The 16,327-nt window shown below is 36.6% G+C and carries 17 protein-coding genes; 2 read left to right on the forward strand and 15 right to left on the reverse strand.

From position 1 onward, the window contains the following. Window positions 1-2: 2 nt before the first annotated feature. From qoxB to ACNJYY_RS17280, 9 genes are all read right to left on the reverse strand, one after another. A complete protein-coding gene (gene qoxB, locus ACNJYY_RS17240; RefSeq protein WP_197129761.1) occupies window positions 3-1,943 on the reverse strand; it encodes a cytochrome aa3 quinol oxidase subunit I in 1,941 nt (646 codons plus the stop codon). Between the two features lie 59 nt (window positions 1,944-2,002). Then, entirely contained in the window at window positions 2,003-2,869 is an 867-nt protein-coding gene (gene qoxA / locus ACNJYY_RS17245; RefSeq protein WP_197129759.1) for a cytochrome aa3 quinol oxidase subunit II, read from the reverse strand. Window positions 2,870-3,120: 251 nt separating this feature from the next. Beyond that, window positions 3,121-3,528, reverse strand: coding sequence for a disulfide oxidoreductase (locus ACNJYY_RS17250; protein WP_197129755.1), 408 nt, complete (start codon window positions 3,526-3,528; stop codon window positions 3,121-3,123). Window position 3,529: 1 nt separating this feature from the next. Next, window positions 3,530-4,216: a DsbA family protein gene (locus ACNJYY_RS17255; protein WP_197129751.1), complete on the reverse strand. Its 687-nt coding sequence runs from the start codon at window positions 4,214-4,216 to the stop codon at window positions 3,530-3,532. A 47-nt stretch (window positions 4,217-4,263) separates the two neighbouring features. Continuing rightward, entirely contained in the window at window positions 4,264-5,445 is a 1,182-nt protein-coding gene (gene ccsB / locus ACNJYY_RS17260; protein ID WP_416729417.1) for a c-type cytochrome biogenesis protein CcsB, read from the reverse strand. Window positions 5,446-5,493: 48 nt separating this feature from the next. Further along, entirely contained in the window at window positions 5,494-6,201 is a 708-nt protein-coding gene (locus ACNJYY_RS17265) for a cytochrome c biogenesis CcdA family protein (protein WP_197129745.1), read from the reverse strand. A 141-nt stretch (window positions 6,202-6,342) separates the two neighbouring features. Beyond that, window positions 6,343-7,542: a murein hydrolase activator EnvC family protein gene (locus ACNJYY_RS17270; protein WP_197129742.1), complete on the reverse strand. Its 1,200-nt coding sequence runs from the start codon at window positions 7,540-7,542 to the stop codon at window positions 6,343-6,345. Window positions 7,543-7,724: 182 nt separating this feature from the next. Beyond that, window positions 7,725-9,125 (reverse strand): sensor histidine kinase, encoded by a 1,401-nt coding sequence (locus ACNJYY_RS17275; protein WP_197129739.1) that lies wholly within the window; start codon window positions 9,123-9,125, stop codon window positions 7,725-7,727. After that, on the reverse strand, window positions 9,125-9,829 hold the full coding sequence (locus ACNJYY_RS17280; protein WP_197129736.1) for a response regulator transcription factor: 705 nt from the start codon (window positions 9,827-9,829) through the stop codon (window positions 9,125-9,127). The genes ACNJYY_RS17275 and ACNJYY_RS17280 overlap by 1 nt, the downstream gene beginning before the upstream one ends. Window positions 9,830-10,261: 432 nt before the next feature. On the opposite strand from ACNJYY_RS17280, the gene ACNJYY_RS17285 reads away from it, so the two are divergent. Continuing rightward, the gene (locus tag ACNJYY_RS17285) at window positions 10,262-10,456 is read left to right on the forward strand and encodes a hypothetical protein (protein ID WP_197129734.1); all 195 of its coding nucleotides are present in this window, start codon (window positions 10,262-10,264) and stop codon (window positions 10,454-10,456) included. A gap of 34 nt (window positions 10,457-10,490) precedes the next feature. Here ACNJYY_RS17285 and ACNJYY_RS17290 read toward each other — a convergent pair whose 3' ends face one another. Together ACNJYY_RS17290 and ACNJYY_RS17295 are read right to left on the reverse strand one after the other, a co-directional pair. Beyond that, window positions 10,491-11,534: a flavin-containing monooxygenase gene (locus ACNJYY_RS17290; protein WP_197129731.1), complete on the reverse strand. Its 1,044-nt coding sequence runs from the start codon at window positions 11,532-11,534 to the stop codon at window positions 10,491-10,493. 30 nt (window positions 11,535-11,564) lie between these two features. Further along, on the reverse strand, window positions 11,565-12,410 hold the full coding sequence (locus ACNJYY_RS17295) for a cytochrome c oxidase assembly protein (RefSeq protein WP_197129728.1): 846 nt from the start codon (window positions 12,408-12,410) through the stop codon (window positions 11,565-11,567). Between the two features lie 84 nt (window positions 12,411-12,494). Here ACNJYY_RS17295 and ACNJYY_RS17300 point away from each other — a divergent pair, with 84 nt between their 5' ends. After that, a complete protein-coding gene (locus tag ACNJYY_RS17300; protein WP_197129725.1) occupies window positions 12,495-12,821 on the forward strand; it encodes an ArsR/SmtB family transcription factor in 327 nt (108 codons plus the stop codon). A 27-nt stretch (window positions 12,822-12,848) separates the two neighbouring features. On the opposite strand, the gene ACNJYY_RS17305 is transcribed toward ACNJYY_RS17300, so the two are convergent. The 4 genes from ACNJYY_RS17305 to ACNJYY_RS17320 form a co-directional block, all read right to left on the reverse strand. Beyond that, window positions 12,849-13,757, reverse strand: coding sequence for a cation diffusion facilitator family transporter (locus ACNJYY_RS17305; protein ID WP_197129714.1), 909 nt, complete (start codon window positions 13,755-13,757; stop codon window positions 12,849-12,851). A gap of 186 nt (window positions 13,758-13,943) precedes the next feature. Then, window positions 13,944-15,341: a ferrous iron transporter B gene (locus ACNJYY_RS17310; protein ID WP_197129711.1), complete on the reverse strand. Its 1,398-nt coding sequence runs from the start codon at window positions 15,339-15,341 to the stop codon at window positions 13,944-13,946. A gap of 2 nt (window positions 15,342-15,343) precedes the next feature. Next, window positions 15,344-16,033, reverse strand: a complete 690-nt coding sequence (locus ACNJYY_RS17315; protein WP_197129709.1) for a FeoB small GTPase domain-containing protein — start codon at window positions 16,031-16,033, stop codon at window positions 15,344-15,346. A gap of 1 nt (window position 16,034) precedes the next feature. Further along, window positions 16,035-16,277, reverse strand: coding sequence for a FeoA family protein (locus ACNJYY_RS17320; protein WP_197129705.1), 243 nt, complete (start codon window positions 16,275-16,277; stop codon window positions 16,035-16,037). Window positions 16,278-16,327 lie beyond the last annotated feature (50 nt).

A 16,327-nucleotide genomic window follows, 5' to 3' on the forward strand; every position in this document is an offset into this window, starting at 1 on the left:
CTTTATTTAGTTATGTTTTCGGTTTCTTTTATTTCTTCAACCGAAACATAGTAACCATTATTGTAATCGAAAGAACGAATAACTAGCGTTGCCAATACACCGATCAACCCTATGATCGCCATCCAATACCATTCAAAGACAAGTCCAAAACCTGAGACAAAGAAGAAGCTGGCCATAACGAATGGTACACCGGAATTATTAGGCATATGGATCTTTTGAAGATCTTGTGTCGTCAATGGTTTGATCTCTTTGTTCTGTTTTTCATTCCAGAAATGATCTAATCCTTTGACCACTGGAATTTTAGCGAAATTATAGAATGGCGGCATCGCTGAAGGTGTCGACCACTCCAATGTACGCCCGTTCCATGCATCTCCTGTTTTTTCACGTGGTTCATAGCGGAAACTATAGTAAATGTTATAAACAAGAACTAAGAACGCAATCCCCATCATGAACCCGCCTACTGTTGAAATCATGTTTAGTGGCCCCCAACCTGATTCTTCGCTGTACGTATATATACGTCTAGGCATTCCGTCTAATCCAAGGAAGTATTGCGGGAAGAAACAAATATTGAATCCTATGGTAAATAACCAAAATACCCATTTACCGATACGTTCGTTTAGTTTATGACCGAACATTTTTGGATACCAATATACAAGTCCTGCAAAACAAGCGAAGACCGTACCTGCTATTAGTACATAATGGAAGTGAGCGACTAAGAAATACGTATTATGGTATTGGTAGTTTGCTGCTGCCATGGCGAGCATGACCCCAGTTACCCCACCGATTACAAAATTAACGATGAACCCGAGTGACCAGAGCATTGGCGTTGAAAATTCTATCTGACCTTTACGCATCGTAAAGAGCCAGTTGAATATCTTCACACCAGTCGGTACCCCAATAAGCATCGTGGTAACTGAAAAGAAAGAATTAACCAACGCACCAGAACCCATCGTAAAGAAGTGATGGACCCAAACTAAGAAGCTATATGCCGCGATTAGAACCATCGACCAGACCATTGCTTTATAGCCAAAGAGTGTTTTTTTAGAGAACGTAGCTATTATTTCTGAAAATATACCGAAAGCTGGTAGTATAACGATATAAACCTCAGGATGACCCCAGAGCCAGAAAAGATTAGCCCAAAGCATATCCATTCCTTCTCCTTGAAGTGTAAAGAAATGACTTCCGAATAGGCGGTCAAAAGTCATTAAAGCTAAAGCAACCGTTAAGATCGGAAAAGCAAAAATGATGATAGCCATCGTAACGAGTGCTGACCAAGTGAACATTGGCATACGGAACAATGTCATTCCTGGTGCACGCATCTTAAATATAGTGACCATAAAATTGATACCTGTTAACAAAGTACCGATTCCAGAAATTTGTAACCCCAAGAGGTAATAATTCTGACCAGGCCCAGGACTTAGTTCATTACTCGCAAGCGGCATATAGCTCGTCCACCCAGCAGATGGAGATCCGCCTATAACAAACGAGATATTAAACAGCATCGCTCCAATAAAGAATGTCCAGAAACTAACAGCATTCAGATAAGGATATGCTACATCCCGTGCACCTATTTGTAATGGAACAACCACGTTGATTAGTCCAATTAAAAACGGCATCGCCATAAATATAATCATAATCGTGCCATGTGTTGTAAATATCTCGTTGTATTTCTGTGAATCGAGAAACTCCATTTCAGGGACTGCGAGTTGCGTTCTCATTAAAAGAGCATCAACTCCCCCTCTGAATAGCATCAGGATAGCAGAGATGATATACATGATACCTATCTTTTTATGATCGACGGTAGTTAGCCATTCGGTCCATAACCACTTCCATTTTTTAAAGTATGTCAGAAAAAAAACAATTCCTAACATCGTGATAGCAATCGAGACATCCGCCCCATAAATGAGCGGATCACCTGTTACAAAAAATTCATCCCATTTCATTGATAGTGCCTCCTCTTCTAATGGGGCAGTTTCACCCCATTAGACTTTGCCTTACTATATTACTTGCTTAAGCGTTCACGCACTTTAATAGCGTAATCTGCATCATTTTCATGTTTAACCCACTTTAGATGGGTAGATGAGAAAGTCATTTCTTTCGTATGACCTTGAAGCATAAGTTGATCGTACTGCTTCTTAGTCAATTTTGGTGCTTCTTGCTGGGTTTCTTTCGCCCATTTATCAAAAGACTCTGATGTTAAAGCAGCTACTTTAAATGTTTGGTCTGTGAAACCTTCACCATTAAAGTTTGAATTTCGGCCATCAAAAACCCCTGGATCATCGGCTTGAAGATAGAGCTCAGTCTGCATACCAGCCATAGCATACTTTTGTCCACCTAATGAAGGCACCCAGAACGAGTTCATTGAATCAGCTGATGTAAGTTTGAATAGTATAGGACGGTCTTCTGGAATATTGATATAGTTTACTGTCTCTATATTTTGCTCTGGATACGTGAAAATCCACTTCCAATCCACCGAGGTTGCTTGAATAACCAACGGCTTTTTATTCTCACTTCCCTTTGGAGCTTCCTCTAAAGAATAAATAGTTTTTACCGTTGGAATAGATAACGCAACAACGATAATCAACGGGATAATCAAACAAATGGCTTCAATTAAGTGACTTCCTTTATTTTCAGGATCGTACCCCTTATGACCCTTATGATCACGATACTTATATACGATAAATCCAAACAACACATAAACGACCATTATAATTCCTATCATAAATATGATTGAATACATGATCAGGTCTTTCTGCTGTTGAGCTACCGGTCCTTTAGGATCAAGTACGAGCAAATCACTGCATCCACTCAATAAGAAAACAGTCAATAACATACCCAAGAAAACAAACGGTTTATACCGCTTATACACTAAGGCCACCTTCTTTCTGCTGTAATTCGAAATATGTTTTATAACACTATCAATTTAGCAGAACAAATACCTTTTGTATTAAAATTTACGTATGTGTCATAGGAATTTCACCACATTCACTAAAACCACATACTCTGTGCAAACATTGTTCACAAACTTGGGTTTTTCTTCCGATTTCCCAACAAGTACTTGACCTTCAAAAAGAAAAAAACCTATCCGTTTTTTTGGATAGGTTTTATTTTAATACACCATTATTTATTTTTCGTTAACAGTAAAAGCAAAGTTATTAAACTAAACGCGGTTAATGCCAAGAATGGAATAGTTACAAAGCCGAACCAATTAATATATTCCGTACTACAAGGAACTCCGTTTTTGCATGGTTTGATCGCAGCAAAACCCGGCACTTTCTGTTCTAAATAATGGAAAAGAGAAATGCATCCCCCTAAAATCGATAACGGCAGAACGTAGTGCTTTATAGATTTATTATTTTGATATGCTGCAATTCCTAAAATAATGGTCAAAGGATACATCATGATCCTTTGATACCAACACAAATCGCATGGAACGAATTCCCTAACTTCACTAAAATAGAGACTTCCAAACGTGGCGAATATGGATATTACCCATGATAGATACAGCGTTGATTCACGTAGCTTCATATTATTTTCCTTCTAATTCTTGTTCGATTAATTTGGTTAGCTCTTCATAGTTAAAAGGATCAGTAAGCATTGTTCCATTAACCATAATACTTGGAGTTTGTTCTACTTTGTATTCTTTTACCAGTTCAATATCTTTACTTACTTCTTCTAAAGTGGCTTTACTCTCCATATCTTGTTTAACTTTCTCTCTATCTATTTCAGGCGTGTTTTTACTTAAAACCTCTAAGATCTTGTCTGTTGTAATCCATGCCCCATCATGGTTTTCTGCTGGTTGTTCTTCAAACATCTTTTTGTTAAAAATCCAGAAGGCTTCTTCATCTTGTGCAAATACCGATTCGCCAGCGATGGAAGCTAATTCGGACTCTTCTCCATGAAATAATACATTGATAAACGAGAATTTAACTTTACCAGTATCAATAAAATCTTTTTGTAATTTAGGGAAGATCTGAGCACTCCATGCTTTACAAGCCGGACATTTGTAATCTCCAAACTCAACAACTTGCACGTCCGCTTTAGCATCACCTATAGTCGGCTGTCCTTTAATGGATGGAGAGGATTTGTAGCTGGATTGTGTGTTCAAATCACTATCTTGATTAGCATTGGAAATTAGAAAGAGACCTAATATTATGCCGAATAGAACAAGCGTACCTAATACAATCTTCTTAAAGGGGTTACTTTTTTGTTTCATATAAACACCTCTATGATTTTTTAATTATGTCTATTGTATCAAATTCCTTATGCATATGAATGTAATCCTGCGATTACTAAATTTACTGCTATTAAATTGAACATGATGATTAAAAAGCCAACAACACTTAGCCATGCAGATTTTTCCCCATGCCAGCCTCTTGATAGACGCAAGTGTAAATAGGCTGCATAAAATAAAAATGTGATTAAAGCCCATACTTCCTTAGGGTCCCATCCCCAAAACCTGCTCCATGCTTCTTGTGCCCATATCATAGCAAATACAAGTGCACCTAATGTAAAGACAGGAAATCCAATTGCAACGCCTCTGTACGATATTTCATCCAATAACTCAGGGTCTATATGCTTTAACTTTGGTTGAATATATGCAGCTATTCGTTTACGGCAGAGCATCGTTATCAAAATGTACAATAAAGAGCCGGCAACAAACGACCACAATAAACTATTTAAATTTTTTGCTGCGTTTTTCCCATCCATCCAAGAAGGGGTTTCAAAAAGTGAGCTCGGATTATTACTGTTGACTTCTGAATCATCTGGACTTACAATAGCTGGAAGTTCGTATGTGACAGTAATCATACGTTCATTTTTATCATTCCAAATAAATGTAGTACTATAATCCATAAGATTAAACGAAAAACTGATTAAAATAAATCCAACAACAGATAGCAATGAATAAAGGATAAACTCTAACCAAAATGTCATTTTATTGAATTTTGATTGATCCACATTACGTATTAAATATATAAGTCCAGCAACAAAACTAATAGACAAAAGTCCCTCACCAAGAGCTGCTGTAGTGACATGGATTTTTAACCAGTCACTTTGAAGCGCTGGTATTAATGGTGAAATTTCTTTAGGAAACATACTTGCATATGCGATGATCAATAGTGCAATCGGCATTGTGAATATGGCTAAAATATTTGTTTTATATATTCGATAGATGATTACAAATGCAAAAACGAGCATCATACCAAAGAAAGTGATGAATTCAAAAAGGTTGCTGACAGGTGCATGACCACTCGCAAACCATCGAGTTACAAAATATCCAGCTTGGAATAAAAATCCTAAAATAGAAACAAAATATCCGATTTGCCCCCATTTATTAGATTGTTGTTTCTTTTTTTCACTTGGCATAGCCATCGAAAAAGGAATTATTGCAATTAAATAGACAAAAAATGCACAATATAATAAGATACCGCTTACTTCTGCCAAAATTTTCTCCCCCATCTTTGCAAATTCATAGGAATCAAAATTCCAATTTTAAAAGCCAGTAAATCCCCCGAATATATTATTTGTAAGAAACGAAATGATTTTAGTCATCCAATCAAAATACAAAAAGATTCCCATTATAATCATTAGATAACCGCCAATATTCATAAAAATACCGCTGTGCACTTTGAACCATTGAATTTTTTCAACAAAGAAAGTGAGTGCAAAAAAAGGAATAGCAAATCCTAAGATATAAAAAGACATGTAAATTAACCCCGACCCAGGATTCGTAATTCCTAGAGCCATGACAGCAGCGAGTATCGGCCCTGTACATGGCGTCCACCCAGCCGCAAAACCTAATCCAATCAGGACAGACCCAAAATATCCTGAAGGACGTTTAGTAAAACGAACTCTTTTATCCTTCATTAAAAACTTAATACTTAAGTTCCCGGTTACAAGTAGCCCGAAAAATACGATGACCACGGCTCCAACTTGACGAAAAAGATCTTTATATTGCATAAACAGTTGGCTGAATAACGAAGAGGATAATCCTAATACAAGGAAGATAATTGAGAATCCAGCAAGAAAGAACAAGGTATGAAGAACCGCATGCTTTGATATCCTGTTTGATTCTTTCAAGTCCTGTAAAGATACACCAGTTATATAAGACACAAAGGCTGGGTAAAGCGGCAAGGAACAAGGCGAAAGAAACGATAAGAGTCCAGCAGTAAACGAAAAAATCAGATTTATATCATTCATAAAAGTCACCCTATACTTATCCTATATTAACAGGTAAAAACACCCGTTGAGATTCGGGTGTTTATTACCTGCAGGTTCAAATTTTATATAAACAATACCAAAGAGGGAGGTATTGGGAATGGAAATGGATTATTCTTTTTGTTATCTGCTTAGTAATGGTAAAGCATCAATTGCATTTGATTTACTTGAATTCCATTCCCCTTGATGAAGCTCAAAATGGAGATGTTGACCTGTTGATCTGCCCGTATTGCCTTGATAACCAAGCTGTTGCCCTTTTGTTACCGTTTCTCCTGAATCTACAAGGCGGCTTTTCATGTGAGCATAGACAGTAGTATACAACTGACCATTGATATAATGTGTTAGATATACTACATTACCATAGCTCGATGAATAATAAGAACGCAGCACTGTCCCATTAGCTGCAGCAACAACTGGTACGGTTCCTGCTTTAGCAATATCAAGACCCGCATGCTCTTTTCCCCATCTAGGACCAGTCTTTGAAGTAATTATACCTTCAGTTGGAAATAAAAATGAACCGCTCCCACTATTTGATTTTGGCTGAGAATTGTTGTTTTGGCTCATTGCAGATTCTCGTTTTGCACGAGCGATTTCTGCTTTCTTCGCTTTTTCTTGGTCGTCTAGAAGTTTATTTTTCTCCTCAAGATCTAAGATATAGGAGTTAATCTCACCTTCTTTATTCTTCAAATCTGATAATATTATATTTTTTTTATTCCGCTGATCGTCAAGAACTTTCATTAGCTTTTCAAGTTCAACTTTGGTTTCTTCCAGTGTTAATAGCTGATTTTCGATTTTAGCCTTTTTAATGTCCAATACATTTAGATCTGCTTTATGTTCTTCGATGATAGATCGGTCTTGGTCAGCAATCGTATTTAAAGCTATGACTCGATCTAAGAAATCGCCAAAGCTTTTTGAACCCAATACAACTTCTAAATAGCTGGTTGCACCTCCATCCTCATACATGGCAGACACTCTTTCTTTTAGAAGTTTGTCTCTCTTTTCAATTCGTTTTTCTATAATAGCAATCTCTTTCTTTAAAGTTTCTATATTTTTGGTTATCTCTTCGATTTCTTCCTTCTTCGATTCTAATTCTCGCGTTTTATCCATGATCGATAAATCGAGTCGTTTAATCTCAGAAGAAATGGTTTCTTTTTTAGTGACTATTTCATTCTTTTCTGCTAATTTCCCTTGCCGTTTTTTATCATTCTCCTCTTTTTTTTCCTTTATCTCATCCAAGGTTGTTGCGTTTACAGTTGTTAATTCATTTGCAATACCTAACTGCAAGGTAAAGAATGCAGTCATTAAAACTAGTTCTTTCTTCAAATTCCGAGCCTCCTGACACCAAAATCTGACACTATAATTGTTTATTCGAGTTTCTAGGACACACTCACTATAATTGAAAAATGTGTGGAAACTGTGAAGAAATGCACCCTTTTATTTTTCATTTTTATTACAAAAAAAAGAGAGGATACATATACCTCTCTCCAATTCTAATTTTTTTGTGTTTAGTGTACTTTTTGATTAATAGGGATACTTACTATAAATTCTGATCCCTTACCTGGATCACTTTTAACTTCTATTGTTCCATCGTGAAGTTCAACTAACTTTTTTACGATAGATAAGCCTAATCCAGAGCCACCGTGTTGCCTTGATCTTGATCGCTCCACTCGATAAAAACGGTCAAAAATAAAAGGAAGTTCTTTTTCTGGAATTCCTTTTCCAGTATCTTTGACACGAATTCCAATAAATTTTTTTGATTTGTTTATTTCCAATATAACACTTCCGTGATCTGTATAACGAATGGCATTTTCTAAGAGATTTAATAATATTTGCTCGATTCGCAAGGCATCTGCGTAAAGATAAGCTTCTTCTGTATTTTTAATAAACTCAATTCCTATATCTTTATCTCCTGCCCGCAGTTTTACTTTAACAAGGATAGATTCGGCAAGTTCAATAATATCAATTTGTTGTTTTGTTAGCTGAAATTGGTCGATATCCATTTTTGATAAATCAAAGAGGTCGTTAATCAAGCCTTTTAATTGCAAAGAAGCCCGATTAATGGTATCTAAGTATAAAACTTTTTCATTATCATCTTTATAAAGTTTATTTTTAAGTGCCTTTGAATACCCTTCAATATAGGTGATAGGTGTACGTAATTCATGCGAAATGGAAGCTAAAAAATCTTGCCTCGAATCACGGTACTGTTTTAGTTCCACTTTCAATAAATTTATTGCCTTCCCGAGTTGACCCACTTCATCATTGGAAGAATATTCAACCGGTACACCGAGATTACCTTTCGCGATTTCTTTCGTTGCTTTTTCCATTTGTAATAATGGAGCAGCCAGTTTTCGTGAAAGAAAATAAGTGAAGCCAAGCATAAGAAAGAAAGCACCGATTCCTACAAGTGTAAGTAATAGGCGAACCTTTTTTATCGATTCATGAATCTCTTCAATCGATGAAAGTACAAAAACACTGCCTTTAAAAGTGTGGTTATTCTTTATTGGTTTTCCTGCCATTAGATGATGAGCCTTCGAAATAGGTTCTTCATATTCTTTATTTATTGTCTGCCCTCTAGATAACAAATTGTTGTTTTTTGTTGAAATCTTTTTGCCTTCTTCCAAGCCCTCCACGCCAGTACTAGCAATTATATTCCCCTTAGAATCTGTGATGAATATATCAGTCCTTGTTAGTCTGGACAGAGATTCAAACATACTAATAAACTCTTTATCATTTGTGTTGTTGATTGAATGGGCATACTGCTCAGATAGTTTATTTATATTTTGTCTTACTTCATTATAATAAAAACCCGAAAATCCTTGGTAGATTACAATACCTGTAGGGAATAGCACAACTAAGAAAAGTAAAATAAAACTTCCACTTATCTTAAAGATGATACTATTCTTCATTACACTTGTTCTCCTGGTTGAGAGAATTTGTAACCTACGCCCCAAACCGTTTTTATTGGATCAAAAGAAAGTCCCTTTTCTCTTAGCTTTACTCTAATATTTTTAACATGTGTGTCTACGACCCTGCCATCATATGAGTAATATTCACCCCAAATTTTGTTTAAGAGAACTTCTCTCGTCATAACCTGTCTAGGATTATTAGCTAAAAATATGAGCAACTCTGTCTCTTTTGGCGTAAAGTTGACACTCTTCTCGTTTGCGAATACTTCTCGAGCTCTAATATTAATCGTTAAATCCTCAATTATTATTTCATTTTCTTTCTTTTCCATTGTATTTAAGTAAGACACTCTTCGCAGCAATGCCTGAACTCTAGCCAACAACTCATCAGGTTCAAATGGCTTTGTTATATAATCATCCGCCCCAATATTCAAGCCCATAATCTTATCCTGTACATCGGATAAAGCAGTAAGCATTAGGACAGGTGTTGTACTTTTCTCACGTATTCTCATACAGATTTCCCATCCGTCTATTTCTGGCATCATAATATCCAATATAACAAGATCTACTTTATTTCTTGTCAATACATCTAGAGCGCGCTGCCCATTATCTAATTCAAGAAGGTGATAATAATCACGAAGATAGATACGCAATAAGTTTCTCATGTCCCAATCGTCATCAATGATCAATATGGTTTTCTTGTACATTCTTTTTCACCTCAATTAATATGATTTCAAAATCGCTAAGATCCAATACGCACTTGCAGTAACAAATCCAAAGGCCGTCAGGAAAAGAAAAAGTTGTAAATTAGTAAGTTTCATATCGCCCACCTCCAGTACATTAAACTCAATTTTTCAATATACATGTGCATATATTCATATATTCATTCTATATGAATTCTAGTAAATTTAAATATTTGCATTGGAACAATAACGTGACAGTTCAATTTAGAATATTGTGATTAAATACATTGTCTTTAATAGAATGTGGGTTTTCATTTTATCCAGCCCTAAATTAATGATCAACATAATAAGATATACTATGGCTACTTAAAAATAACTTACCTCGATAGTATAATAATATTTTTAATGCTATTATATGAACATATGCACATAAATACCATGAAGGGAGTGATCATATTGTTTAATATTTCAAAAGAGACGATGGAGTTTGTAGGACCTACACTTTTGATAGTTATAGGAATTGTATTCTCATTTATCTTTGTCGTTTTCATAAAGAAAGTGTCCAAGAAGCAAGAGGAGCATGCAAATCGATTTGAGCAAGAAGTCTTAGCCTCTAAGTGGCTCATGGAGGAAAAGAAAAAATCAAGTTAGATTATAAAAAAACAGTGCGCTGTATGCACTGTTTTTATTGTAAGCTGTTCATATGATTCATTAGATACTCTGCATCATTTCCGACTCCATAGAGCAGCCCTGATCCTCTTCGATACTGCCAGGGCAAACCTAAAAAGTATAGCCCTTTAACTTTAGTAACGCCTCTTTGATGAATAGGTTTTCTATCGTAATCGAATAAACCCTCAATTTGTATCCAGCTAAAATCGGATTTAAAACCTGTCGCCCAAACAACATTATCAACCATTACCCTGCTCACATCTTCAAACATGATCTTGTCATTTTCTACACTAACAGATCGTGATTTTAAAATTACCTTCTTTTCTATTATCGCTTTTTTCAGTTCAAGACCAAAAATTGGATCAGGCTGACGGCTCAAAAATCGCCCTATTGTGGTATTTACGTGTGATTGTAGAAGTCCTAACTTTTGAAACCACCAAAAGATGCTCTTATTTCCGATTACTTGCGGAAAGAACTTCATTTTATGTCCTACAGACAAGTACACTTCTTTGGTCTTGGACAACTCAACGGCGATCTGAGCACCAGAATTCCCACCACCAACGATCAACACTGATCCACTTTTGAGCTGTTCTGGAGATCGATAACCTGAAGAATGTACTTGAAAAACCTCATTGGAGAACTGATGTGAAAACTCAGGTATAAATGGGACCTGAAACGGCCCCGTAGCCACAACTACATTATCTGAAAGAAAATCGCCTTGGTTCGTTTTAACTACAAATCGGTTATCCTCTTTATGCAAACTATAAACGTTAGTGTTTAATTGAAGGGGTAATGAAAATTTTTCAGCATATGACGCAAGGTAGTCTGCTACTTCATATTTTGTCGGATAAACGTCTTGATCCCCTTCAAAATAGCATCCTGGAAGTGTACTATATGACCGCGGCGTGAACAGAACGAGAGAATCATAACGCTTTCTCCAAACATCCCCAACATTCTCTTCTTTACCGATTATTAAAAATGAATGTTTTGCCTTCTTTAAGTAATAGCCCATCGCTAATCCTGCTTGACCAGCGCCAATCACAATCACATCATAATTCATGCTTATTCCCCCCAATTAGAACAGAAATGGCTATCCCTTTGGGACCCGATAATCCTCAGCTGGTAATTCATCAATGCTATATAACTTATCTTTTTTGAACCAACCGATAAAGATCCTCAACAATACCGTTCCATATATAATCTCTTGTCCGATTTTCATGATTACTCCTCCAAGTTGCTGATCATACAGAGGTGTATAGGAGAGGTAAGTGATCGACGATCTGTGTTGATACATCTGATACAATATGTCTTTTGCAAAAATGATTAACGCACATGCTGGTGTGAGCAGTACGCCCATGGCAAAGATGTATCCTGTCTTTTGAAGGCTTGATAATTCTTTTCCGGTTTGAACATTTGATATTATAGGAAACCACATCATAATTGATGTAATAAATAAAACAATATGATAAAAATCCATCGCCCAAGGGTTAGCCATCAGCGTGTCAAAAACATTTGGAAAATGATAAATCGAAAACAAGGAATTGAATACTAGTATCGCTAACAAGGGTCTTGTTGCAAAGTGGACCATTTTCTTGATGGATGATACCTGAAAGAGATAGGTAAACACCCATTCCGGGAGCCCTGCAATTAATAATGGTGGTACCATCAGATAGGTAATTGTCATCTGTACCATATGTACACTGAAGAGATAATGATGTCCGATCAGACTTAACGGACTGCCCTCTGCAATAGCCCAAAGAATCAACCCACTACAAAAAAGTGCCCTCTTCTTAATGCTTACACCATCCAAATGTGGATTTAAAATTAAAACTCTCTTAGTTACTAAAGAAAATATAAAGCCTAGAAAAACAATTAAAAGTAAAATGTCAATCTTCCAAAGCTCAAAGAATGGATAAGTTGTTAAAACGTTATTCACAAGTACCTCCTTGGTCTAAATCGTTGTTCATTAGGAAAGATTCTCTTATAATAGATTCATGTATTAATAAAGAAGGGGTTGCACATGGGAGAACAGGAACAACATAATAAAAAGCTGTTTATTGATTTAGATGAAGAAACACTTTTTATGGTCGGTCAATGTTTTAAAGCATTATCCGATCCAACAAGGTTACGCATCTTAAATTTGTTACTACATGGTGAGCAGTCTGTAAATGAGATTGCCGACAAACTCTCTCTTTTACAATCTACAGTTTCCCACCAATTACGATTTTTGAAAAATGTTAGATTAGTGAAATCAAGAAGAGAAGGCACAACAATTTATTATACTACAGATGATGAACATGTCATTGACTTGTTAAAACAAAGCATTGACCATGCAAAACATACGTAAAAACGAGCCCTGAAAAGGGTTCGTTTTTTAATTGCAATGCCCTTGGTGCTGATGCCCTTCTCTTTCTTCATCCACTTCAATCGTCGTATGATGAATATGGAATTCATCGTGCAACACTTTTTTCACTTGATTCAAAACTTCCTTGTAATCAGCTGATGTTTCTTTTACTACATGGCAGCTGAGTGCAGGAAAATCAGATGTGATCGACCATACGTGGAGGTCGTTAACTCCCTTCACCTCGGGAAGTGATAGTATAACTTCTTTTACTTTTTCTACGTCTAAATTTAATGGTGTTCCTTCCATTAAGATATGGAAGGAATCTTTTGTTACTCTCCAGCCACTTATGATGATTAATACCGCAACAATGATACTCGCAATCGGGTCAGCGATACTCCATCCCAAGAACATGATGAGTAATGCTGCAACGATTGCTCCGACTGATCCTAACATGTCGCCAAGCACATGTAAAAATGCACTACGCACATTTAAGTTCTCGTCTTTATCGCCTTTCATCAAAATATAGGCAGCTGCTATGTTTACAAGCAATCCAATGAAAGAGATGATTAACATTCCTGAGCTCACCACTTCTGGAGGATCTACTATACGGTGATAAGCTTCCCAGAAGATATAAAGTGAGATTAAGATTAAGGTAATACCGTTTAAAAACGCCGCTAGAATCTCAAAACGTTTGTATCCAAACGTCTTTGAATGGGTGGCTTTTCGTTGCCCCATCGTAAGAGCTAAAAAGCTAAGTCCAAGTGCCGCAGCATCACTCAACATATGCCCTGCATCGGAAAGGAGAGCCAAACTGTTAGTCCAAAGGCCACCAATGACCTCAACAATCATAAAGCTCGCAATTAGAAAAAATGACCATTTTAATGCGTTTTTGTTATTACTTCCATGATGGTGATGTCCATGATCGTGAGAGTGTCCCATAATTTCCACCTTCTTAAATATGAATATGTGCTCATGTATATTATGCACAATATCCGCTCAGCGTGCAATCATACAAAGAGAAAAAGTTAATACATAATTAGAATAAACAATTGTAAATAAACTTAATCCTTTGTGTCTATCGATCATTTTTTCACATTAAAAAAAGCCCAATAAAGGGCTTTTGAATTAACGAAGAAAATAAACTGTTTGAGCAATGGTGAATGTAACCGTAATTGCAATAACAGTTGGTATCAGAAAAGCTAAAAACGTCCATTTTTTACTCTTGGTTTCTTTGTATATGTTCACGAGTGTTGTCCCGCATGGAAAATGCAACAATGAAAATAGCATCATATTCAATGCAGTAAGCCACGTCCATCCGTGCTCTACAAAGATTTGCTTCAAATCTACCAGGTTATCGACTTCTGTTAATGACCCGGTGGAAAGATAGCCCATTAATAAGATTGGCAAAACGATCTCGTTGGCGGGCAATCCAATCAGAAAAGCCATGAGTATGAAGCCGTCTAACCCTAGCATCTTACCGAAAGGATCTAAGAAGTTTACGATATACATCAAGATACTTGTATCCCCAACATAAATGTTAGCAATGACCCATGTTAAAATTGCAGCTGGCGCAGCAACTTTAATTGCACGGCTAAGAACTGATAAAGATTTTGTCAATGATGATCTTATGACTGTGTCAAAGAATTTCGGTCTTCTATATGGCGGCAATTCTAGAGTATAATGCGTAGGCACTCCTTTTAGAGCTGTTTTGGAAAGAACCCAAGAAACAATAAAGGTTACAATTACACCAACCATTACAATTCCAACGATAACAGAAGTCGTCACGAGTGATTTAAGACCACCTGTATATCCTGCTGCCATAAAAAGTGATGCAAGAACAATCAGGGTACCCCAACGACCGTTGCAAGGAACGAAGTTGTTCGTAAGGATGGCAAGCATCCTTTCTCTTGGAGATTCAATGATTCGAGACGATAACATCGCTGCAGCATTACAACCGAACCCCATCGCCATTGTTAAAGACTGTTTTCCATGTGCCCCTACACTCTTGAAAATTCGATCCATATTGAAGGCAACACGTGGTAGATAACCATAGTTTTCAAGCAAGGCAAAAGTAGGAAAGAAAATAGCCATAGGAGGAAGCATTACACTTATCACCCATGTAGTCCCCCGGTATAACCCAAGTACCAATATACCATGAAGCCAATCAGGAGAATTCATATACATAAAAAAGGCAGTTAGATGATTTTCTAGCCAGCCAAAGAAAGTAGCAAGCATCGATGACGGTATGTTAGCCCCTGCGATAGTTAGATAAAACACGATTCCAAGCATTATAATCATAATCGGGAATCCAAATATCGGGGAAGTAAAGATGGCATCTAGTTTTTCTGTTCTTTTATCATTCTTCTTATTTTTATGAATGACACTAGATTCGCATAATTGTTGACTCTTTTTATACAGATTTTGAACGATCTTATCCCGCATATGATCATCAGAGATTTCTTGAGCATACGCATATAAGTTTCCCAAACTTACTGAAGTTTTCTGTTGGAATCCATTTTGCATGATTATCCCCCCTTGACCAATAAGCGTTTTTCCATCTGCTGAAATAATGAATCATCTCCGTCAAGCAAGCGTAAAGCTACCCATCTTGACGAAATACTATCTTCAAGATACTCCCGTACGAGCGGTTCGATCTGGCGAATCTTTCTTTCGATCTCTTCATCATAAAAAATAATTTCAGGAGTACACACGATCTTTCCCGTATGGATTCTATCAATCGTATCTAATAAAAGGGTAAAACCTGTTTTATTTCTCGCAGATATTTTTATAACAGGTACACCGAGTTTCCTTGTTAACGCTTTTTCATTTATAGATATGCCTTGTTTATCTGCTTCATCAATTAAATTGATACAAATGATCACATTCGTTGTCATCTCTAAAACTTGTAAGGCTAAATTAAAGTTGCGCTCTAATGATGTAGCATCTAAAACGACCAGTGTTACATCTGGCTTTTCAAAAACGATATAATTCCTTGCGACTTCTTCATCGGTTGAATTTGAGAATAAGGAATACGTACCTGGCAGATCAATTATTCTTACCGTTTTGCCTTTATGTTCAACTTTACCTTCTGCGAGTGAAACAGTCTTACCAGCCCAATTACCGGTATGTTGTTTTAAACCTGTTAACGCATTGAACAGCGTGCTTTTTCCTGTGTTTGGGTTGCCTGCTAACGCAACAGTATAAGAGTTTTTCATGTTAGACCAACTCCCCTTCTATCCTCTGGCTTTCTTCTTTTCGTAAAGCAATGGTAGTTTGGCTTACACGGAATGCCATCGGATCCCCTAAAGGACTTCTTCTTATCACTTCAACAACTGCCCCTCGAACAAAACCTAGATCCAGTAAACGTCTTCTCATCACACCTTCTAAATCAATTGAAGTGATCCGGATGAAGCTTCCGATCTTGGCATCGTATAATTTTATTACTTTAGCTTCGTCCATCCGTGTTTCCCCCTGTCCCAATTGTTTCCCATAGGCAACTTTTAGTATCA

Source organism: Fictibacillus tiangongensis, assembly GCF_048083785.1.
GTDB lineage: Bacteria > Bacillota > Bacilli > Bacillales > Fictibacillaceae > Fictibacillus.